Here is a 20,479-nt window from a genome sequence, read left to right as displayed (position 1 = left end):
CGCTCAGGCCGCCACAGCCTCGCCCGAGGCGGCCATGATCTTTTCCTTGGTGATGTCCGAGGTGAACTCGGCAGAGATCCGGCCGCGCCGCATGATGATGATGCGGTGGGCGATCGACAGGCATTCGTTGACTTCAGAGGTTGTGTAGACAACGGCTCGCCCGGCTGCCGCGTGGGCTGCCAGAATCCGGAACACCTCGGCCTTGGCGCCGATGTCGATGCCGCGACTGGGTTCATCCAGCAGGATAACCTTGGGATCGGTGGCGAGCATCTTCCCGATGACCACTTTCTGCTGGTTGCCGCCGGACAGGGACCCGATCGGCACGTCCGGTCCGTCGGTCTTCACGGTCACATCCCTGATTGATTTCTGGATCAATGCCCGCTCGAGCTTGAGGGAGGTGAAGACCCCGCGCGCGAACTCCCTGATCGAGGCGAGCGAAAGATTCTGCCCGACCGACATCGTCTGGACGAGCCCGTAGCGCTGGCGGTCCTCGGGCACGAGCGCAAGGCCGCGGGCGATGCGCTCGCCTATGGCGAGATGGGAAATCTCCTTGCCCTCGAGGACGATCTCGCCGGACGTCGCGCTCAGCTTGCCGGCGACGGTTTCGAGCAGTTCCGACCTGCCGGCTCCCATCAGGCCATAGATGCAGACTATCTCGCCGGCCCTGACATCGAGCGACATGCGGTCTACGACGTTGTAGCCGCCTCCGGCGGGATCCGGCACGGTCAGGTCGCGGACCGAGAGCATGACCGGGCCGAAATCGTAGCCGGTTGGCGGATTGCCCAGATCATAGTTCTCGCCGACCATGTTGCGCACGATCCATTCCAGATCGATGTCGGCACGCGGCGCATAGGCGGTCATGTTGCCGTCCCGCAGCACCACGGCATGATCGGTGATCTGCAGTGCCTCCTCGAGATGGTGCGAGATGTAGACGATCGACACGCCCTTGGCGGTGAGGTCGCGGATCACATTGAAAAGAACCTCTACCTCGGTGGCGGAAAGTGCCGATGTCGGCTCGTCCATGATGAGAATCCGGCTGTCGACGGAAAGCGCCCTGGCGATCTCGACGATCTGCTGCTGTCCGAGGCGCAGTTCCTCCACAGGGGTCAGCGGATCGATGTCCTCTTCGAGTTCCGCCAGCAGTTCGCGGACCTGGCGTTCCTCCTCGGCGTAGTTGACGCCGGTCGGGCCATTGATTTCGCGGCCCATGAAAATGTTGTCGCGAACCGACAGATTGGGCGCGAGGCTGAGCTCCTGATGAATGATCGAAATGCCGTGGTTTCGCGCGTCTGTGGAGGAGGAAAACACGATGGGCTGGCCGTCGAGAATGACCTCGCCGGACGTCGGCTGCACTATACCGGAGAGGATCTTCATCAGCGTCGACTTGCCGGCTCCGTTCTCGCCGAACAGTGTCGTCACCTGGCCGCGGTGAATGTCGAAGTTGACGCCCTTCAGCGCCTTCACGCCGTTGTAGGACTTGGCGATGTTGCGCGCCGCAAGAACCACTTCACCGGCCGGCCGGGAGATCGCGGCGTCGCTCATTTGACGGTGACCTTCACCGGCGTGATCAGCCAGTTCTTCGGATTGACGAGGCGGAAGGCACCGAAGATTTCCAGCGTCTTGCCGGAGAGGGTCGCGGTGTCGATCCCATCGAGGGTCGCTTTCTTCATGGCGCGGTTGATGCCCGAGCCGGCGTCCTGGAACTCGATCTGGTTCTTGAACTTGCCGAAGGCGATGTCGCCCGGCGCGTCGCGCAGGTCGGTCCCGTTGATGGCCGGGCCAGTCTGCAGCCGCACATGGATGTCGGCCGGCACGCCATCGGCCTTGAGGTCGTAGATGCCGGACTTCACTTCGCCTGCCATCGCCGTCAGCCTGATGGGGATGATTGCGCCGGTCGATGAGGCAGTTCCGTACTGCTTGGCGGCTGCGTTCTTATCGGCCATGACCGCCGGCCCGAAGGTCGCAGCGTTGACGGCATGCTCGACAACGAATGCCTGGATGCGCGGAAACTCTTTTTCGCCGAACCGGTCGGGCGAAAACGCCTCCTGGCTGACGTCTGCGGACGATCCGATCTGTATGACCTTTGTGTCGAGCGCGATCGCGGCAAGGACTGCGGCGGCGAGACCGATCGCAATCATCAGGCCGCGGCGCGGCGCGGCAGGAGCCTTCGGCGTCTGGGCTGACATGACGTTCATCACTCAGACCCTTGGCTGCGACGGAGTGGGGCGGGTGCTGACCGATGCGGCAATGGTTGCCGATGCGCGCGGCCTGGCGTCTGCCGCCTGTCGGTGACACGGCGTCCTCGGATCGGTTGCTTGCATCGATTTTCTCCACCCTTGACCTGCGATGCGGCGCCTTCCTCCCGGCTGCATCATTTCCGGCCGATTTTTATGTTATATTCGTGTTATCTTTGCGTCAAGTATGATAGATCGGAGTTCCGCTTTGGGGCGGGTTTTGACCCGCTGGCAGGGCTTCCGGCTATGTGAATTTTCAAAGGCCGCCTCCCGCCGGGACCCGTATTGCCAGTTGCCGCCATGACCGACCATGGGAGACTATTCGTCCTCACAGGAGCGGCAAGAAGACGCTTAGGCTGCGAAGTGAGTTTCAATAAACATCTGATTTAGAAGCAATTTTCTTTCACCATCTCATACCGCGCTGAGAGCTGAAAACAAGGCTGAAGGGCCCGGGCGCTTGTTTGCTCGCTCTGTCGTTTGCCTAGCGACGATGACGTAAGGCGGGTCGTTGTTTTTATTCTTGCTAAAATCAGCGTAACTGAAAAAATTTTCGATGTCTGCAAAAAAAATCAGATGTTGTGTTATTTCCATGATAACTTAGTATGGAGCGAAGGGGGGCGGCATTACGCAGGGGCGCGTAACGACGTATTTTCGCGCGGCCACACGTTCGCGGCGAGCCGCGGGGAAACGAGGAGGAAACAGACATTGCCCTGTTGCCGATCCAGGCATGTTCGCAGCGGAAGCGGAGCGGTCCGTGGCTGGTGCTGATGTTATCGTAGGCATCGATTCCGGCACGTCGGTCATCAAGGCGGTAGCCTTCGAGCTGAACGGTCGCCAGATTGCGTCCGCTTCGGTTCCGAACCGGTACGCGTCCGGTGCCGACGGCTCGGCGACGCAATCGCTTTCCCGGACCTGGCGCGACTGCACGGCGGCGCTTCGAGGGCTTGGCGACAAGGTTGAAGACTTGGCGGTGCGCACCGCCGCTCTCGCGGTCACCGCGCAGGGCGACGGCACCTGGCTTGTTGGCCGTGAAAACAGGCCGGTCGCCGATGCATGGCTCTGGCTTGACGCGCGGGCGTCACCCACTGTCGATCGCCTGGCTGCAGGCCCGCTCGACCGGGCCCGCTTCGAGGCGACGGGAACAGGGCTGAATACCTGCCAGCAGGGCAGTCAGATGGCCCATATGGACCGCCACTCGCCCGACCTTCTCGACCATGCCGAAGTCGCGCTGCACTGCAAGGACTGGCTCTATCTGAACCTGACCGGCGTGCGCGCCACAGACCCCTCGGAGGCGAGCTTCACCTTCGGCAATTTCCGTACCCGCCGCTACGACGATACGGTCATCGAGGCGCTCGGCCTTTCCCGGCGGCGCAAGCTCTTGCCAGAGATCATCGACGGCACGGTGGTGACCCATTCGCTTACCGCCGCGGCGGCGGCCGAGACAGGCCTGAAAGCGGGCACACCGGTCAGCCTCGGCTATGTCGATATGGTCATGACCGCGCTCGGCGCCGGGGTCTGCGGCGGCGAGGGGGACGTCGCCTGCTCGATCGTCGGCTCGACCGGCGTCCACATGCGTGCCGTGCCGGTGGGCCGCGTCAGCCTCAATAAGGAGGGTTCGGGCTACGTCATTGCCCTGCCCATCCCGGGTCTGGTGACACAGGTGCAGACCAACATGGCGACCTCGCTCAACATTGACTGGATCCTCGGCCTGGCGGCGGATGTGCTGAAGGAATTCGGCCACGAGGCCAATCACAGCGATCTGGTCGGTCGCATCGATCAGTGGCTCGCCGCAAGCCGCCCCGGCCAGGTTGTCTATCACCCCTACATTTCGGAAGCCGGTGAGCGCGGACCATTCGTCAACGCCAACGCCCGCGCCGGATTCGTTGGCCTGTCGGTCCGCCATCGCTATCCGGATCTGGTCCGTGCCGTCATCGAAGGGCTGGGGCTCGCCATACGCGACTGCTATGCGGCGATGGGCGACCTGCCGTCAGAGTTGCGGCTTTCGGGCGGCGCGGCCCGTTCGAAGGGATTGCGCGGCATCCTGTCGGCGGCGGTTCAGGCGCCGGCGCGTGTCTCGTCGCGCGAGGAGGCCGGTGCTGCCGGTTGCGCGATGATGGCGGCAGTCGCTATCGGCGCGTATCCCGACATGAGCGCCTGCATCGCCGAATGGGTCACGCCGCTGCTGGGGCCTGTCGAGGCGCCCGATCCGGCAATGATTGCAGCCTATGACGGTCTTTTCCCGGCGTTCTGCGCGGCACGCCGTGTCCTGGGACCCGCCTGGGACGCTATGGCCGCCGCGCGCCGTAACTCAGTAGGCGCCTCCGCCGAAACGCCTGAAGGAGCAAGAGATGGGGCTTGAACCGGATACGGTCGATCTCTTTGTCATCGGCGGCGGCATCAATGGCGCCGGCATCGCTCGAGACGCGGCAGGTCGCGGCCTGTCGGTCGTGCTGTGCGAAAAAGATGACCTTGCCGAGGGCACCTCCTCGCGCTCGGGCAAGCTAGTGCATGGCGGCTTGCGCTATCTCGAATATTACGAGTTCCGGCTGGTGCGCGAAGCATTGATCGAACGCGAGGTGCTGCTCAAGGCTGCACCCCATATCATCTGGCCGATGCGCTTCGTCCTGCCGCACAGTCCGCAGGATCGGCCGGCCTGGCTGGTGCGGCTCGGCCTGTTTCTCTACGACCATCTGGGCGGTCGAAAAAAGCTGCCCGGCACGCGCACGCTCGACCTCAGGCGCGATCCGGAAGGAGCGCCGTTGCTCGACCGGTACACGAACGGCTTCGAGTATTCCGACTGCTGGGTGGATGATGCGCGGCTCGTAGTGCTCAACGCTGTCGGCGCGGCCGAGCGCGGGGCCGAGGTGCTCACCCGCTCGCCTGCCGTTTCCGCCCGCCGCGAAGATGGCGCTTGGACGGTAACGACAAAGAATTCGATGACAGGGCAAACGCGCATTTTCCGCGCCCGCTGCATCGTCAATGCCGCCGGCCCATGGGTTTCGGATGTCATTGGCCGTGTTGCGGGATCGAACTCGTCGCGCAACGTGCGCCTCGTCAAGGGCAGCCACATCATCGTGCCGAAGTTCTGGCAAGGGGCGAATGCCTATCTGGTGCAGAATCACGACCGGCGCGTCATCTTCATCAACCCCTATGAGGGGGAAATGGCACTGATTGGAACCACGGATATTTCCTACGACGGCCGCGCCGAGGACGTGAAGGCCGACGAGACCGAGATCGACTATCTGCTCGCAGCGGTGAACCGCTACTTCAAGGAGAAGCTGCGGCGCCAGGACGTGCTGTATACCTTCTCCGGCGTGCGGCCTTTGTTCGACGACGGCAAGGGCAACCCGTCGGCCGTGACGCGCGATTACGTCTTCGACCTCGACGAGACCGGCGGTGCACCGCTGCTCAACGTCTTCGGCGGCAAGATCACCACTTTCCGCGAACTGGCCGAGCGTGGCATGCGCCGGCTGAGGCACATTTTCCCGCAGATGGGCGAGGACTGGACCGAGAATGCGCCGCTGCCCGGCGGCGAAATTCCCAATGCCGACTACGAGACCTTCACCAATAGCCTGCGCGAGGCCTATCCGTGGATGCCACGTGATCTCGTGCATCACTACGGACGGCTCTACGGCGCGCGCACCAAGGACGTCGTCAAGGATGCCACAAGCCTGGATGATCTTGGCCGCCACCACGGCGGCCTGCTCTACGAGGCGGAGGTGCGCTATCTCGTCGCCAAGGAGTGGGCGCGCACGCCGGACGACATCCTGCTTCGGCGCACCAAGCACCACCTGCATCTCTCCGAGGCCCAGAGGCTCGCCTTCGCCAGATGGTTCGAGGCCGAGCGCCTTGCAGAGGCAGCGTGAATGCCGATGCGACTTCGACCCAGAACCACCTCGCGGATCGGCACGTCATGGCGCTGACGCTTTCCCTGAACACCAACCCGCTGGTCAACCGCTTTGCCGAGCCGGACGACCTGATCGAGATCGTCGCCCGCGACCTCAGGCTGCGCGACCTGCAACTGACGCACGAGTTCATCAATCCGAGTTGGCCGGCCCCGGTGATCCGGCGGCTGACCCGGCTGATGACGGCGGCACTGCGGCGCACCGGCGTTCGTGTCTTAAGCGGCATGACGGGCCCCTATGGCCGGCTCAACCATTTCGGCCATCCCGACCGCGACGTGCGCCGGTACTATGTCGACTGGTTCAAGACCTTCGCCGACATAACCGCCGACCTCGGCGGTGTTTCCGTTGGCACCCAGTTCGCCATCTTCACCTTCAAGGACTATGACGATCCGGCCCGGCGTGAGGAGTTGATCCAGATCGCCGTCGATTGCTGGGCAGAGGTGGCCGAGCACGCCAAGGCGGCTGGCCTGCGCTACGTTTTCTGGGAACCGATGAGCATCGGGCGCGAGTTCGGCCAGACGATCGCCGAATGCCTGAAGCTGCAGGACAGGCTGACCAAAGCCGAGATGGCCGTGCCGATGTGGATGATGGCCGACATCGACCACGGCGACGTGACCAGCGCCAATCCGGATGACTACGATCCCTATGCCTGGGCCCGCGCGGTCCCCAAGGTGTCGCCGATCATCCATATCAAGCAAAGCCTTATGGACAAGGGCGGACACCGGCCCTTCACCGCCAAGTTCAATGCCAGGGGCCGCATCCAGCCCGAGCCGCTGCTGAAGGCCTTGGCCGAAGGTGGAGCCATCGACAACGAGATCTGCCTGGAGCTGAGTTTCAAGGAACGGGAGCCCGACGATCGGCAGGTCATCCCGCAGATCGCTGAAAGCATAGCCTTCTGGGCGCCCCATATCGACACTGGCGTGCAAAGCCTGAATATCTGAGACGGCTGACCATGACGCCCAAACGCGCGATGAAGGACTGCAGATGTTGAAACGCCGAGGTCAACCGGACCCGGAAGGGTCGCTCGCGATCCGCGCCGCCTGGCTGCACTACGCCGGCGGGCTCACCCAAGCCGAGGTGGCGAAGCGCCTCGGGCTGCCCTCGGTGAAGGCGCATCGCCTGATCGCCCGGGCTGTGGCCGACGGCGCGGTGAAAGTCTCGATCGACGGCGAGATCGTCGAATGCGCCCTGCTGGAGAACCAGCTTTGCGACCGGTTCGGGCTGGACTTCTGCGAGGTCGCGCCGGATCTGGGCGAGGAAGGCCTGCCGCTGCGGGCGCTGGGGATCGCGGGCGCCAGTTTCCTGCGTCGCGAGATCGAGCGCGGCGAGGACAGCGTCATCGGTATCGGCCATGGCCGCACGCTCGCCGCCGCGGTGCATCAGCTGCCGCGCTTCGAGGCCGCCGGCGTGCGCTTCGTCTCGCTGCTTGGCGGCCTGACGCGCAACTATGCCGCCAACCCGCACGACGTGATGCATCGACTGACCGAAAAGACCGGCGCACAGGCCTATGTCATGCCGGTACCCTTCTTTGCCAACTCTGCGGAAGACCGCGAAGTGCTCCTGGCGCAGCGCGGCGTGCGCGAAGTCTTCGAGATGTCGAACCGGGCGACGCTGAAATTCGTCGGCATCGGCACGGCGGATGCCGGCGCCCAGCTTGTGGCGACCGGCATGATCGAGCCGCGCGAGATCGCCGAGATCACTGCCGTCGGCGGGGTCGGCGAAATGCTCGGCCACTTTTTCGATGCGCGCGGCCGGGTGCTGGAAACAACCTTGACCGCCCGTACGCTCGCCGTCGATCTGGACGGGCCGGCGGAAAGCCGCATCATCGCCATAGCTGGCGGCCCCACAAAGATCGAGGCGGTCCGCGCTGTGCTGAAGAGCGCGCGGTTGAAGGGTCTTATCACGGACGAACCGACGGCTCGGGCTCTCGTGAACGAAACAGGGACGGCCATCGGATGACGCAGCCGAAGCGCGTCTGGATCGGCACAAGCTGGAAGATGAACAAGACGCTCGCCGATGCGCGTGCCTTCGCCAGCGCGCTCTTGTCCGATCCCGGCGGCGATTCGCGCATCCAGCGTTTCGTGATCCCACCCTTCACGGCAGCGCGTGAGGTCAAGGCGATGCTGAGTGATACCACTGTCAAGGTCGGCGCGCAGAACATGCACTGGGCCGACGAAGGCGCCTGGACCGGCGAAATCTCGCCAATCATGCTCAAGGACTGCAACCTCGATATCGTCGAGCTCGGCCATTCCGAGCGGCGTGAGCATTTCGGCGAGACGGACGAGACGGTTGGCTTCAAGACGGAAGCTGCGGTGCGCCACGCCCTCGTTCCGCTCATCTGCATCGGCGAGACTCTGGCCGAGCGCGAGGCGGGCCGTGCCAGCGAGGTGCTCGGCAGGCAAGTGCGCAGCGCGTTGTCGAAGCTTACCGCAGCGCAGAAGTCCGCGCCGATTCTATTCGCCTACGAGCCGGTGTGGGCGATCGGCGTAAACGGCATACCGGCAACCTCGGACTATGCTGACGCCCGGCAGGCGGAGATCATCGCCGCCGCCGAGGATGTGCTCGAACGCAGCGTGCCCTGCCTCTATGGCGGCTCGGTCAACCAGGACAACTGCGCCGAACTCATAACGTGCCCGCATATCGACGGGCTGTTCATCGGGCGCTCCGCATGGGCTGTCGAGGGCTATCTCGACATCCTCGCCAGATGTGCCGCAACATTCTAGAAGGAGTTGACCATGAGACTTGCAGTGGCTGGAGACAGCGCCGGCGAAGGCTTGGCGAAGATCCTCGCCGACTACCTGAAAGACAAGCACGAGGTGTCGGAGGTGTCGCGCACCGAGGCCGGTCCCGATCCCTTCTACGCCAACCTTTCAGACCGCGTCGCCAGCGATCTGTTGGCAGGAAAGTATGACCGCGCCATCCTGATCTGCGGCACCGGCATCGGTGTCTGCATTTCGGCCAACAAGGTGCCAGGCATCCGCGCCGCTCTCACCCACGACACCTACTCGGCTGAGCGGGCGGCGCTCTCCAACAACGCCCAGATCATTACCATGGGTGCGCGCGTCATCGGCACGGAACTCGCGAAGGCCATCGCCGAGGCATATCTGAAGGAAACCTTCGATCCGAAGGGCCGCTCGGCCGGCAACGTCACCGCCATCGACGAAGTGGACGCCAAGTACAATGCTCGCTAGCGGTGCAGCCTAATGCATGTCGTCCAAAAGTGTGCAGCGGTTTTTGAAAAACGACATGCATAAAAACAAAGGCTTAAAGTGCGTCGCCTGAATCCATTTCAGCGCGGCGTGCTTTAAAGCGGTCGATCCTGAAATCGTCGAGCGGCGTTTCGCAGCGGCCAGTCGTTATGAGCTCGGCCATGGCGTCACCCACGCCCGGACCGAGCTGGAAGCCGTGCCCGCTGAAGCCGAAGGCGTGGAACAGGCCCAGCGTCGTGGCGGAGCGTCCCATGACCGGCAGCATGTCCCGCACATAGCCCTCGCAGCCGGACCAGGTGCGGATGACCGCGACCTGCGCGATCGCCGGCAGCAGCCGCGCGACGGCGCGCAACTGCGCCGGCAGGCGCATGGGGTCGGCGGCCGCATGGCCGGGCTCGAGGTCAACCGACACCCTCTCGGCCGCCCCGCCGAAGACGAAGTTGCCCCGCTCGACCTGACGCAGATAGGCGCCATGGTCCTTGTCACGCGTCCAGATGCCGACTACCGGCAGAATCCGGTGCGGCAGCGGCTCGGTCACGCCCATCTGCGGGCCGCGGGCCTCGAGCGGCACCTCTTCGCCGAACTGCGCTGCGATGCGCGCGCCCCAGGCGCCGGCGGTATTGAGCAGGCACTCGGCAGCGAATGACCCTTTTGAAGTGGCGACAAGGAAACCAGAACCGGTGTGCCTGATCGTCCCGATCTCGGCTCCCTCGACGATTTTCGCGCCCAGCTTGCGGGCAGCCTCGGCAAAGGCCGGCGCGATCAGCCGCGGATTGCCGCTGCCATCATGCGGTGAAAACGACGCCGCGATCGCGTCTGGGCCAAGGCCGGGAAAACGCGTTTGAATCTCACGTGGGCTGAGCTCCTCCAGCTCGAGTCCCCAGGGTCGCGCCGCCTCGGCATAGGCGCGCATGTCGGCGAGACCGCCTTCATCGAAGATCAGGCGAATATGACCGGTGGCGCGAAATTCCACATCGCGGCCCAGCATCTTCTCGGCCCCGGCCCATAGCCTGAGCGAGCGGTGGGCCAGCGGAAGCTGGGACAGATGACGCCCCGTGCGCCGGATGTTGCCGAAGGACGCGACGGTTGCCCCGGCACCGACGCGGTTGCGTTCGATCAGCGTCACGCGTGCGCCGCGCCTGGCAAGGAAACAGGCCGAGGCAGTCCCCATCAGCCCGCCGCCCAGCACGATCACATCCATTGCGGCCCCTTGCAAACAGCAAACGATCCTCGAAGCTTCGATCTTGTCCACGCAGCGGCATTGCGTCAAAGATGGGTTTGGACAAAAGCCATAAGCTTTACCTATGGAGTGGCAATGCGGGCGCGGCAGCTCGAAGTGTTCATCGCCGTCATGCGCGCGGGTACCGTGACCGCAGCGGCGCGGATGCTGAACATTTCCCAGCCTGCGCTCAGCCAGGTTCTGCTTCACACCGAGGACGAACTCGGCTTCACGTTGTTCGAACGGGTGAAGGGCCGGCTACGTCCGACTCCAGAGGCCCTGGAGATATTCCCCGATGCCGAGAGGCTGTCAGCAGGGCTCGATGGGCTGCGCCGCAAGACCACGGATCTGCGTCTCGGCCGGGCGGGGCTGGTGCGGGTCGCGGCTTCGCCGCCGCCGGCCATGGCGATATTGCCTCGCGCGTTCACCAAATTCCGGGCGCAGCATCCCAACATATTGCTGCGTTCCCATAGCGCGCCGATCGCTGCGATCGTCGACATGCTGCGCGCGGGCGATGCCAGCCTCGGCGTGGCCATGGACGACCGCCTGCCTCCCGACATCGAGGCCGAAGTGATCGGCAGCATAGGCTTCGCGTGTCTGCTGCCCGCCAAGCATGCGTTGGCCAGGAAAACCGAGCCGACGCTTGCCGACCTCGCCGGGGAAGAGTTGATATCCTATCGCGGAAACACCCGTCCCGCCGACGAGCTGGCTCACGCGGCCCGCGCGCAAGGTGTGGCGCTTTCGCCGTCGCTCGAGATCGACGCATCCATCTCCGCGGTCGGGTTTGTCCAGGCCGGTCTCGGCATCGCTCTCGTCGACGCGCTGCTGCCGTGGCAGCAATTTGCAGGGCTTGTCGTCAGGCCGCTCGCGGCGGGACCGGAATTTCCGATTGCACTGCTTACTTCGCGCGCACGAGCCCTTTCGCGGGCCGATGAGATGATGCGCGATGAAATCCGCGCGGCCTGTTCCGCCGTTCTTGGTGAACGTCGCGCCAAAGCATAAGCAAAACTTATATCCTCGCTCATCATCCATCTTGGACCCGGGCCAACCGGTCGTGCCAGCTTCGGTTGGCAGACAGGAAGGGACGCATCATGGACGGAGCCATCGCGACGGACGAGGCGCGGAACGCAGCCGACTGGAAAGTCGGCGTCGACATCGGCGGGACATTTATCGATTTCTGCGCGCTCGAAGCCCGTTCCGGACGCGTCGCCTCGCTGAAAGTGCTGACGACGCCGGAGGACCCGGGCGCCGAGTTGATGACGGGTCTCACCCTTCTGGCCGAGCGCGAAGGCTTTGATCCCACCCATATGACGCGCTTCGTGCACGGCACGACGGTCGGCATCAACACCATCATCCAGCGCAAGGGCGCGCCGCTCGCGCTGTTCACCAATGCCGGCTTCGAGGACGTGATCGAACTCGCGCGGCTTCGCATGCCGGATATGTATTCGCTGTTTTGCTCCCGGCCGGACCCGCTGATCGCCCGCGACATGGTGTTCGGCATTCCGGCTCGCATGCGCGCCGATGGCAGTGAATCGCAGGCGCCGGACATGGCGGCGGTGGAGAGGGCGGTGGCAGTGGCGAAGGCGAACGATGCGCAAGGCATCATCGTGTCCTTCCTCCATGCCTGGCGCAACGCCGCGCAGGAAGCCTCGGTCAAAGCACAGATCGCCCGTCTTGAACCGGACCTCTTCGTCTTCACCTCGGCCGAGGTGTGGCCGGTCATCCGCGAATACGAGCGTAGCTCGACCGCCATCCTCAACGGCTACGTCCATCCGCGCGTCTCAGGCTATCTGACGGCACTGGAAGAGCGCCTGAAAAGCCGCGGCGTGCCGGCCCGCCCGATGCTGACGAAGTCGAATGGCGGATTGATGAACGCTGCCGAAGGCAAGCGCGCCTGCGTGAACATGCTGCTGTCGGGAACGGCCTCCGGGGTCATCGGTGCGTCGTGGCTGGCGCGTCAGGCCGGAGAGGACAAGGTCCTTACTCTCGATATCGGCGGGACCTCCGCCGACTTCGCGCTCATCATCGACGGCGAGCCGCAGTTCGGGACCGGCGAGTTGATTGGCGAGTTTCCGCTCCATATCCCATCCGTGTCGGTGAGTTCGATCGGCGTCGGCGGCGGCTCGATCGCCAGCGTCGACGCGCAGGGTGTGTTGCGGATCGGACCGGAGTCGGCCGGCTCGACGCCTGGACCGGCATGCTACGGCCGTGGCGGCGAGCAGGCGACGGTGACGGACGCCATGGTGGTGTGCGGATGGCTCGGTCACAGCGAAATGGCCTATGGCCAGCTCAGGATCGATACCGGCATGGCGCGTCGCGCGGTCGGCGAGCTTGCCGCGCGGCTCGGCCGCCCGGTCGAGCAGACCGCGCAGGCGATCCTCGACATCGCCGTGTCGGAAATGTTCGTCGAGGTCGAGAAGCTTGCCTCGCGCGCCGGCGTCGACTTGCGCGAATTCACGCTGATGCCCTTCGGCGGCGGCGGCCCGATGCTCGGCGCCTTCCTCGCACGCGAGCTCGGGATGAAGCGCGTCATGGCGCCGCGTCGCCCCGGCGTGGTGTCGGCGCTGGGCGGGCTGGTGGCTGATCTGCGCGGAGACTTCATTCGCACCATCTTCAGCCCCCTGTCGGATAGGTCGCTCCCGGCAATCCGCGAGGCCTTCGAGGCGCTCGCGCGTGAGGGCCGCGACTGGCTCGCGGCGCAGGGGCATGACGCGGCGGCGGAACTCAGCCTCTCCTGCGACATGCGCTATGTCGGGCAGAGCTACGAGATCGAGGTCGTCCTTTCGCCGGAATGGCTGGTAGACTGCGACATGGCCGCCATCGAGCAGGCCTTTCACCTCACCCATGAGCGGCTCTATGATTTCCACGACCCCGAGGGCGAGATCGAGCTTGTGAACGCCCGGCTGTCGGCGATCGGCGCAGGGCCGGCACTCTCCTTCCCGGAGACCGACGAGATCGAGGCCCCGGCCAATCCGGCGCGCCGACTCCCGGTCTATACGGGCTCGCGCGTCGAGACCGTTGACCTGCACGACCGGCAGACGCTCGTGCCGGGCACCACGTTCCACGGTCCTGCCGTGGTGGTGCAGGAAGACACCACCTTTGCCATCCCGGCGGGAACGCAAGCACGCGTTGATCGCCATCTCAATCTTCTGCTGACCTTCGCGGAGTGACGCCTTGTTTGACCGCACAAACCTTCAGGTTCTGGCGAACCATGCCCGCGCGGCGGCCGAAAACATGGCCCATACGCTGCACCGCACGGCGCACTCCGCCTTCGTCAAGGAGACGCAGGACTTCACGGTGATGCTGATGGACCGTTCGGGGGCGACCTTCGCCGTGCCGATGGAACTCGGCGCCACCTGGTATCCGGGGCTTTCGTATCACCGCGCTATCGCCATGGTCGACGACTACCGGCCCGGGGACGTCGCCTTCACCAACGATCCCTATTCCGGCCATGTCGCTACGCATGCGCCCGACACGCATCTGTGGAAGCCGGTTTTCGTCGACGGCGAGATCGTCGCCTGGACCGGAGGGCACATCCACAACACGGACATGGGCGGGGCAGTACCGGCTTCGCTCAGCCGCGCGCTGACCGAGATCCATCAGGAGGGTATCCGCTTTCCGCCCATGAAGCTGGTGAGGGAAGGCGTCTTCGACGAGACGATCCTGCGGATCATGAGCACCAATGTGCGCAAGCCCGAGCTCAATATCGGCGACATCAAGGCGCTGGTCGGCGCGCTCAACACAGGCGAGCGCAAGATCCAGGCGATGGTGAGGAAGTTCGGCAAGGCAGGCTTCATCGAAGGCGTCGACGCGCTTCTCGACCATGCGGAGGCGCAGGCGCGCGACGCGCTGCGCTCCATGCCCGACGGCACATGGGAGTTCGCCGATTACGCCGACGAGGATTCGGTCGAGGCCAATCCCTGCCGGCTGAAGCTGACGCTGACGATCAGGGGCGACGAGGCGGTGCTCGACTTCACCGGCTCCGATCCGCAGCTCGGCTCCTCGCTCAACGTGCCTTCGGGCGGCGACCCTCGACACACCATGCTGCTGGTGGGCGTCTATTACGTGCTTTATACGCTCAACCCGAAGATCCTGCTCAACACGGGCCTCACCCGGCCTTTCGCCTGCATCACGCCCCAAGGTTCGGTGCTGAACCCGGTCCACCCCGCTGCCGTGGGCATGCGCTCGCTCACCTGCGCGCGGCTGCGGTCGGTCATCTTCGGTGCCTTCTCGCAGGCAGTGCCGGAGCGGCTGCCCGCGGCTCCGGCCGGCAACAACTGCATCATTAACGTCATGACCACCGACGAGCGCACCAGCCGGAGCGTCATCGCGGCGGTAAATCCCGTGGTGGGCGGCGGCGGCGCGATGCCGCATCGCGACGGGACCAATGGATCGGGCGCCGATGCCGCCTATCTCAAGAACACGCCGATCGAGATCACCGAGACCGAAACGCCAGTCGAGTTCGTGAAATACGGCCTCGCTAAGGATAGCGGCGGTGCGGGCCGTTGGCGCGGCGGGCTGGCGACCGAGATGGCTTTCCGCGTCTTCGCGCCCGACTCCAGGATCACGGCGCGCAACCGCGACCGCAGCTTCTTCCGTCCCTGGGGGGTGCTCGGCGGCAAAGCGGCCGGCCTGTCGGACATGGTCGTCAATCCGGGAACCGGCCACGAGCGGCAGTTGGGCAACATCGACACGGCGGTGCTGCAGCCCGGCGACGTGCTCGAGATTCATTCCGCCGGAGGCGGCGGGCGCGGCGATCCGCATGAACGCGAGCCTTGGCGGGTCGCGCAGGATGTACGGCGCGGCTATGTCTCGGCAGCCTCGGCCGAGCGCGATTATGGCATCGTCATTCGGGACGGCGAAATCGACGAGGAGGCGACGGAGCGTCTGCGCGCGCGGCATAAGCCGTCCACTGGGCATTTTCATTTCGGTCCAGAGCGCGAAGGCTACGAAGCGCAGTGGACGCGGGCGTCCTATGACCAGTTGCACGCTCTGCTGAACGCCTTGCCGATCCACTGGCGGTTCTTCGCCAAGACGGAGATCTTCCGCCGCATGAAGGGGCGCTCGGGGCCGGAGGGTGTTCAGGCGGCCTTCGATGAGGTCTGCGAACGCTTCCCTGAACTGCCTCGTCCGGGGCCGGTGCGGGAGGCCGCGGAATGATCACGGCCGGCCGCATCGTCCGGCTGGCCGAGCGCGACCGGGCACAGGTGCAGTTCTTTCTCGATGGTGAGATGCGTCATGCGCTGACGGGCGATACCGTGCTGACCGCGATGTTGGCTTCAGAGAGTGCGTTACGAAACTCCGAGTTCGGACCCGAACTGCGCGCCGGCTTCTGCCTGATGGGAGCCTGTCAGGATTGCTGGGTGTGGCAGGAGGAAGGACCGCGCCTGCGCGCATGCTCGACGCCTGCCACCGAAGGCATGCGGTTGCGCACGACGCCGCCGGAGAGCTGGCCGTGAGCGAGACGTCATCGCCGCGGATCGTGATCGTGGGTGCGGGCCCCGCCGGCATAAGAGCCGCGGCGACGCTGGTCGAGGCAGGGCTGCACCCGGTGGTGATCGACGAAGGGCAGCGCGCGGGCGGGCAGATCTATCGCCGCCCGCCTGCCGGGTTCGTCCGCACGTCGGAAGAGCTCTACGGGTCGGAGGCGGCGAAGGCGCGTGCGCTGCATGCGCTCTTCGACCGGTTGGCCGAAGAGGGGCGGCTCACCCATTGCGCGGGCAGCTCCGTCATCGCCGCGCACGAGGGGCGGCTGCACGTGCTGGGGGAGGGCGACGTGGAGGTGATCGGCTATGACCGGCTGATCCTTGCCACGGGCGCGTCCGACCGTGTCGCACCTGTCCCCGGCTGGCAGAACGGAGGCGTCTACAGCCTCGGCGCGGCGCAGATCGCGCTCAAGGCGCAGGGTGTGGCACTTGGGCGCCGGATCGTTCTGGTCGGGTCGGGTCCTTTGCTGACGCTGGTCGGCGCCCAGCTCGTCAAGGCTGGAGCGAATGTGGCGGCGGTGCTGGACACCTCTCCTTGGCGCCAGCAGATGCGGGGGTTCTGGGGCCTTGCCGCCAGTCCGGTCGTCGCGCTGCGCGGTCTGGCCCTGCGAGCGAGGCTCGGCGGGCGCTATTATGCGGGCGCGACGCTCGAGCGGATCGAGGCCGATGCGTCGGGCGTCTCGGCGGCGCGCTGGCGCGATGCAGGCGGCCGGGAGCACCTCACCCCGTGCGATATGATCGGCATGGGCTGGCATTTGCGGGCGGAGACGCATCTGGCAGACCTGACGGGATGCGCCTTCACCTATGACGAGCAATGGCGGCAATGGCTGCCGATGACCGACGAGATGGGTCGGGCCGGCGACGGCGTCTACCTCGCGGGCGACGGGGTTCGTCTCCTCGGCGCGGACGGAGCGGAGATCGCGGGACGTCTTGCCGCGGCGGCCTGCCTTAGCGATCTTGGGCGTCCGACCTCTTGCGTCCGTGCCGATCTGCGCAAGCTCGCGCGACTCGAGCGCTTTGCCCGCGGTCTGGCTTGTGCCTTTCCCTGGCCAGCCGCGATGGTGCGGGCGCTACCCGATGAAGCGATCGTCTGCCGCTGCGAGAATGTGACTGCCGGAGCCGTGCGCGAGGGCGCGAATTTCGGCGGCGGTGAGGCCAACCGGGTGAAGTCGCTTTCACGGGTCGGCATGGGGCGTTGCCAGGGGCGCTATTGTCAGCTGGCTGCTGTTGAGCTCGTCGCGGCGCAAGGCGGCTGTACGCCCGACGCGGTCGGCCGCTTTCGCGGGCAGGCCCCTGTCCGGCCGGCGCCGATCGGCGCCTTTCTTCGGGAGGGCTGATGCAGTTCCGGAATCCTCACCTGCCAAGCGATGACGGAATATCGAGCTTGAGACTAGAAGTCGGCGACTTTCCCCCAGGCCGAAGCATCGAAGCGCCGCGGGTCGTAGGACTTCGGATCGACGATCGGTTCCGACCCGGTCATCAGATCGGCGACGAGATGCCCGGCGCCGGGCCCGATACCAAAACCGTGTCCCGAAAATCCCGCAGCCAGAAAGAAGCCTGGAACGGTATGGGTCTCGCCGATGGCAGGCACGCCGTCCGGCGTGCTATCGATGTAGCCGGCCCAGGCCGCGCTGATCCTGGTCTGGCGCAGCGCCGGCAAGAGCTCGAGCGCCCGGGCGTGGGTCAGGCGGATGGTCGCCCGGTCCGGCGCCGGATCGAGGATGCGCATCCGCTCCATCGGCGTCGGCCGGTCGAGCCGCCAGCGTTGCAGCGTCTCGTGGCCCGAACGCATGCCTTGCAGCCCGCCGGGCGCGAGGCTTCGCCACCGCTTCAGGAACATGGGCAGGAATTGCGAGGAGAAGCGCAGCTGCTGCGGCGTCACATCCACGCGTCCGCGCCCGCTTATGGCGAGCGTGTAGCCGCCGTCGCCTCGACGCGTGGCCGAAATCCGTGCCGTGTGCAGCGCATCCGGCAGACCCTCCGCGCCGGGCGAGACGGACAGGATGGAGGAGCGGACGGACGCCTGCGGAAAGCGGAAGCCGAACTGATGGCAAAAGGAGGACGCCCAGGCGCCGCCGGCCATCACCGCCACCTTCGTGCGGATGGTGCCGCTTTCCGTGACCACGCCGCTCAGGCGCCCGCCCTCGGTCTCGATACCACGCGCGGCGCAATTCTGGTGCACGCTGTTCCCGAGCTTGACGATGGCGCGCGCAACCGCGGGCGCGGCCTGCGATGGATCGGCGGTGCCGTCGGTCGGCGAGAAGACGCCGCCCTTCCAGCTCCGGCCCGTGGCGCGGCCGCGCTCGCCAGCCTCGGCGCTGTCGAGCATATGCGTGGTGACGCCGGCCGTTCTGGCGAAGTCACGCCAGCGCGCCCAGCCGGCGAGTTCCGCCTCGTCATTGCTGAGGTAGAGCAGGCCGCAGCGGCGAAAGCCGGTATCTTCGCCGGTCTCCGCTGCGAAGCTGTCCCACAGATCGAGACTTCGGGTTGCCATCGGCAGCTCGCGGGCGTCGCGGTTCTGCTGGCGGCACCAACCCCAGTTCCTGCAGGACTGCTCGGCCCCGATGCGTCCCTTTTCGACAAGCGCGACCCTCATGCCGCGCCTGGCCAGGTAGTAAGCCGAAAAGACACCGACGATGCCGCCGCCGATCACCACCGCGTCCGCGGATTGCGGCAGTTCGCCGTACGTCTCGATTTGCTGCAGCGGCGCGCGCATGGTCCTCTCTGTCCTGAAAATTCAATCTACCGCGTTGCGCACGCAGCCGCTGCTGCAGTTAGGGCCGAGGCAGAATTTTATTCCGACGAGCTCGCAGAATTCGGGAGTCCCTGCGTTTCAAGCGGCACCCGTTCGGATGGACAGGCCATCGGGCTGTGGTAGTGTCGATGGTCATCTACAAGGCAGCATTTTGTGCTGTAGCACCCTCTCGTGGAGACGGCCTGTGAAACTGGATCGGATCGATATCAAGATTCTTCACGAACTGCAGAAGAACGGCCGCATCACCAACGTCGAACTGGCCGAGCTGGTGCACCTGTCGCCGAGCCCCTGCCTGATGCGGGTCAAGAAGCTTCAGTCGGAGGGCTACATCGAAGGCTATTCCGCGCAGGTCAACATCGGCAAGCTCGGCCAGACGCTGACCGTGTTCACCGAGATCACGTTGAAGAACCACCGCCAGGTGGACTTCGCCCGCTTTCTCGCTGTCGTGGAGAAAATAGATCAGGTCATCGAATGCCACCTCGTCTCGGGCGGCTACGACTATTTGATGAAATTCGTGACCGCCGGCATCGGTGAGTACCAGACGATCATGGAGCGGCTGACCGACATGGATATCGGCATCGACAAGTATTTCAGCTTCGTTGTGCTGAAGTCCCCAATCGTCAAGGCGCACATGCCGCTGCCCAGCCTGTTTCCGATGTAGTCAGTACCTGTCGCTACAATATGTCAGGCCGCAATATCGGGTGCAGTGCTTTCAATTCGGCTTGCATCTCAGCGATCATCCAGGCGCAGATATCGGAGACAATCGGCCGCACCGGCCGTGAGCGCGGTGCAATCAGCTGATGGATCCGGCCAGTATTGATCTGCCTGTCCGAGGCTGGAACAAGCGTTCCCTGAAGCAGCGCCCTTGAAACATTGCTGAGCCAGCCGAGCGCCACGCCTTCCCCGTTCATCGCGGCCTGAAGGACGACTGCGTAGTCCGAGAATTCGAGCCATTTTGCCCTGCTGGTCTTGCGGTCGGCTACACTGCCCCAGGCGTCCAGCCACTGCTCCCTGGCGTCGGTCAGGTGGAGCAGGACATGACCCTCCCCGGTTCCGGCATGCATCAACCGACCATGGTCCGACAGATAGGATGGGCTGCACACCGGAACGATGATTTCCGGCGAGAACGCCCAGCGGTGATAATGCGTATTGTCATCGGCCAGGATCCTCGTGGCAAGGTCGACATTCTCGGCAGATCCTCGCAAAACGCCCGCGATCAGTTCGAACCTCAGGTCCACATCCGGAAATTTTGTGGTGAAGGCTCCCAGCCTCGGAACGAACCAATGCGTCACGAGTGAACTCGAAAGGGAGAGCGTGACGACTGGCCTCGCTGCGTTCTTCTCCTTTATCCTGCGGATGACTTCCTCGATCCCGCTAAATCCTTCGCGCACCGCCGACCAGAGTGCCCGGCCATCAGCAGTCGGGGTCAATCCCGTGGCACTTCGCGTGAACAGAGCCACGCCGAGATCGGCCTCGAGCTGAGCGATGCTGCGGCTGATGGATGGTTGCGTGACGTTGAACTCCCGCGCGGCCGCGGTAAAACTGCCCGACCGGGCGGCAGCCTCGAAGACAAGCAGCCCGCGCGCGGAAGGGACGAGTTTCGCAAAACCAGCCATACGCCCAGCGTATAGCTGCTCCAACAATTTTCAAGCTTTCTGCAGTCTCGCAAAT

At 64.9% G+C, this 20,479-nt stretch carries 17 protein-coding genes; 12 read left to right on the top strand and 5 right to left on the bottom strand.

Annotation, left to right across the window (positions count from 1 at the left end):
* Window positions 1–3 precede the first annotated feature (3 nt).
* Both AU465_RS12160 and AU465_RS12155 read right to left on the bottom strand, forming a co-directional pair.
* Window positions 4–1,542, bottom strand: coding sequence for a sugar ABC transporter ATP-binding protein (locus AU465_RS12160; protein WP_192247232.1), 1,539 nt, complete (start codon window positions 1,540–1,542; stop codon window positions 4–6).
* Window positions 1,539–2,195, bottom strand: a complete 657-nt coding sequence (locus tag AU465_RS12155) for a DUF2291 domain-containing protein (protein ID WP_192247230.1) — start codon at window positions 2,193–2,195, stop codon at window positions 1,539–1,541. The genes AU465_RS12160 and AU465_RS12155 overlap by 4 nt, the downstream gene beginning before the upstream one ends.
* A gap of 793 nt (window positions 2,196–2,988) precedes the next feature.
* Between AU465_RS12155 and AU465_RS12150 the strand changes: the two genes are divergently transcribed.
* Genes AU465_RS12150 through derI form a run of 6 tightly spaced genes read left to right on the top strand, consistent with a single transcriptional unit; the run spans window position 2,989 to window position 9,330 of the window.
* Window positions 2,989–4,593 (top strand): FGGY-family carbohydrate kinase, encoded by a 1,605-nt coding sequence (locus AU465_RS12150; RefSeq protein ID WP_312891245.1) that lies wholly within the window; start codon window positions 2,989–2,991, stop codon window positions 4,591–4,593.
* A complete protein-coding gene (locus tag AU465_RS12145; RefSeq protein ID WP_192247226.1) occupies window positions 4,583–6,100 on the top strand; it encodes a glycerol-3-phosphate dehydrogenase in 1,518 nt (505 codons plus the stop codon). Before AU465_RS12150 ends, AU465_RS12145 begins: the two co-directional genes overlap by 11 nt.
* A 47-nt stretch (window positions 6,101–6,147) precedes the next feature.
* Window positions 6,148–7,080 (top strand): sugar phosphate isomerase/epimerase family protein, encoded by a 933-nt coding sequence (locus tag AU465_RS12140; protein ID WP_192247314.1) that lies wholly within the window; start codon window positions 6,148–6,150, stop codon window positions 7,078–7,080.
* Between the two features lie 43 nt (window positions 7,081–7,123).
* Window positions 7,124–8,098, top strand: a complete 975-nt coding sequence (locus AU465_RS12135; protein WP_192247224.1) for a sugar-binding transcriptional regulator — start codon at window positions 7,124–7,126, stop codon at window positions 8,096–8,098.
* Window positions 8,095–8,862 carry a triose-phosphate isomerase gene (locus AU465_RS12130; protein WP_192247222.1) on the top strand — a complete coding sequence of 256 codons (768 nt, stop codon included), beginning with the start codon at window positions 8,095–8,097 and terminating at the stop codon, window positions 8,860–8,862. Before AU465_RS12135 ends, AU465_RS12130 begins: the two co-directional genes overlap by 4 nt.
* Window positions 8,863–8,874: 12 nt before the next feature.
* Complete coding sequence (gene derI / locus AU465_RS12125; RefSeq protein WP_192247220.1) at window positions 8,875–9,330, top strand: D-erythrulose-4-phosphate isomerase; 456 nt, start codon at window positions 8,875–8,877, stop codon at window positions 9,328–9,330.
* A gap of 73 nt (window positions 9,331–9,403) precedes the next feature.
* Here the strand turns inward: derI and AU465_RS12120 are convergent, their stop codons facing one another.
* On the bottom strand, window positions 9,404–10,549 hold the full coding sequence (locus AU465_RS12120) for an NAD(P)/FAD-dependent oxidoreductase (protein ID WP_192247218.1): 1,146 nt from the start codon (window positions 10,547–10,549) through the stop codon (window positions 9,404–9,406).
* A 114-nt stretch (window positions 10,550–10,663) separates the two neighbouring features.
* Between AU465_RS12120 and AU465_RS12115 the strand changes: the two genes are divergently transcribed.
* The 5 genes from AU465_RS12115 (at window position 10,664) to AU465_RS12095 (ending at window position 17,390) form a co-directional block, all read left to right on the top strand.
* Window positions 10,664–11,569 carry a LysR family transcriptional regulator gene (locus tag AU465_RS12115; RefSeq protein ID WP_192247216.1) on the top strand — a complete coding sequence of 302 codons (906 nt, stop codon included), beginning with the start codon at window positions 10,664–10,666 and terminating at the stop codon, window positions 11,567–11,569.
* Window positions 11,570–11,658: 89 nt separating this feature from the next.
* A complete protein-coding gene (locus AU465_RS12110; RefSeq protein ID WP_192247214.1) occupies window positions 11,659–13,737 on the top strand; it encodes a hydantoinase/oxoprolinase family protein in 2,079 nt (692 codons plus the stop codon).
* Between the two features lie 4 nt (window positions 13,738–13,741).
* Window positions 13,742–15,727: a hydantoinase B/oxoprolinase family protein gene (locus AU465_RS12105; RefSeq protein WP_192247212.1), complete on the top strand. Its 1,986-nt coding sequence runs from the start codon at window positions 13,742–13,744 to the stop codon at window positions 15,725–15,727.
* The gene (locus tag AU465_RS12100) at window positions 15,724–16,026 is read left to right on the top strand and encodes a (2Fe-2S)-binding protein (protein WP_192247210.1); all 303 of its coding nucleotides are present in this window, start codon (window positions 15,724–15,726) and stop codon (window positions 16,024–16,026) included. Before AU465_RS12105 ends, AU465_RS12100 begins: the two co-directional genes overlap by 4 nt.
* Window positions 16,023–17,390 carry an FAD/NAD(P)-dependent oxidoreductase gene (locus tag AU465_RS12095; RefSeq protein WP_192247208.1) on the top strand — a complete coding sequence of 456 codons (1,368 nt, stop codon included), beginning with the start codon at window positions 16,023–16,025 and terminating at the stop codon, window positions 17,388–17,390. Before AU465_RS12100 ends, AU465_RS12095 begins: the two co-directional genes overlap by 4 nt.
* Window positions 17,391–17,443: 53 nt before the next feature.
* Here the strand turns inward: AU465_RS12095 and AU465_RS12090 are convergent, their stop codons facing one another.
* Window positions 17,444–18,769 carry an NAD(P)/FAD-dependent oxidoreductase gene (locus AU465_RS12090; RefSeq protein WP_192247206.1) on the bottom strand — a complete coding sequence of 442 codons (1,326 nt, stop codon included), beginning with the start codon at window positions 18,767–18,769 and terminating at the stop codon, window positions 17,444–17,446.
* 223 nt (window positions 18,770–18,992) lie between these two features.
* Between AU465_RS12090 and AU465_RS12085 the strand changes: the two genes are divergently transcribed.
* The gene (locus AU465_RS12085; RefSeq protein ID WP_127220635.1) at window positions 18,993–19,469 is read left to right on the top strand and encodes an Lrp/AsnC family transcriptional regulator; all 477 of its coding nucleotides are present in this window, start codon (window positions 18,993–18,995) and stop codon (window positions 19,467–19,469) included.
* Between the two features lie 13 nt (window positions 19,470–19,482).
* Here AU465_RS12085 and AU465_RS12080 read toward each other — a convergent pair whose 3' ends face one another.
* On the bottom strand, window positions 19,483–20,424 hold the full coding sequence (locus AU465_RS12080; RefSeq protein WP_192247204.1) for a LysR family transcriptional regulator: 942 nt from the start codon (window positions 20,422–20,424) through the stop codon (window positions 19,483–19,485).
* Between the last annotated feature and the right edge of the window lie 55 nt (window positions 20,425–20,479).

Origin of the sequence: Mesorhizobium silamurunense (assembly GCF_014843905.1) — a bacterium.
Lineage (GTDB): Bacteria > Pseudomonadota > Alphaproteobacteria > Rhizobiales > Rhizobiaceae > Mesorhizobium > Mesorhizobium silamurunense.
This window is presented reverse-complemented; position numbering and strand designations above follow the sequence as displayed.

Bases quoted from the DNA above. Each gene is read 5' to 3' on its own strand.
- AU465_RS12160 (WP_192247232.1), bottom strand. From the start codon at position 1,542: ATGAGCGACGCCGCGATCTCCCGGCCGGCCGGTGAAGTGGTTCTTGCG.
- AU465_RS12155 (WP_192247230.1), bottom strand. From the start codon at position 2,195: ATGAACGTCATGTCAGCCCAGACGCCGAAGGCTCCTGCCGCGCCGCGC.
- AU465_RS12145 (WP_192247226.1), top strand. From the start codon at position 4,583: ATGGGGCTTGAACCGGATACGGTCGATCTCTTTGTCATCGGCGGCGGC.
- AU465_RS12140 (WP_192247314.1), top strand. From the start codon at position 6,148: ATGGCGCTGACGCTTTCCCTGAACACCAACCCGCTGGTCAACCGCTTT.
- AU465_RS12135 (WP_192247224.1), top strand. From the start codon at position 7,124: ATGTTGAAACGCCGAGGTCAACCGGACCCGGAAGGGTCGCTCGCGATC.
- AU465_RS12130 (WP_192247222.1), top strand. From the start codon at position 8,095: ATGACGCAGCCGAAGCGCGTCTGGATCGGCACAAGCTGGAAGATGAAC.
- derI (WP_192247220.1), top strand. From the start codon at position 8,875: ATGAGACTTGCAGTGGCTGGAGACAGCGCCGGCGAAGGCTTGGCGAAG.
- AU465_RS12120 (WP_192247218.1), bottom strand. From the start codon at position 10,549: ATGGATGTGATCGTGCTGGGCGGCGGGCTGATGGGGACTGCCTCGGCC.
- AU465_RS12115 (WP_192247216.1), top strand. From the start codon at position 10,664: ATGCGGGCGCGGCAGCTCGAAGTGTTCATCGCCGTCATGCGCGCGGGT.
- AU465_RS12110 (WP_192247214.1), top strand. From the start codon at position 11,659: ATGGACGGAGCCATCGCGACGGACGAGGCGCGGAACGCAGCCGACTGG.
- AU465_RS12100 (WP_192247210.1), top strand. From the start codon at position 15,724: ATGATCACGGCCGGCCGCATCGTCCGGCTGGCCGAGCGCGACCGGGCA.
- AU465_RS12090 (WP_192247206.1), bottom strand. From the start codon at position 18,769: ATGCGCGCGCCGCTGCAGCAAATCGAGACGTACGGCGAACTGCCGCAA.
- AU465_RS12080 (WP_192247204.1), bottom strand. From the start codon at position 20,424: ATGGCTGGTTTTGCGAAACTCGTCCCTTCCGCGCGCGGGCTGCTTGTC.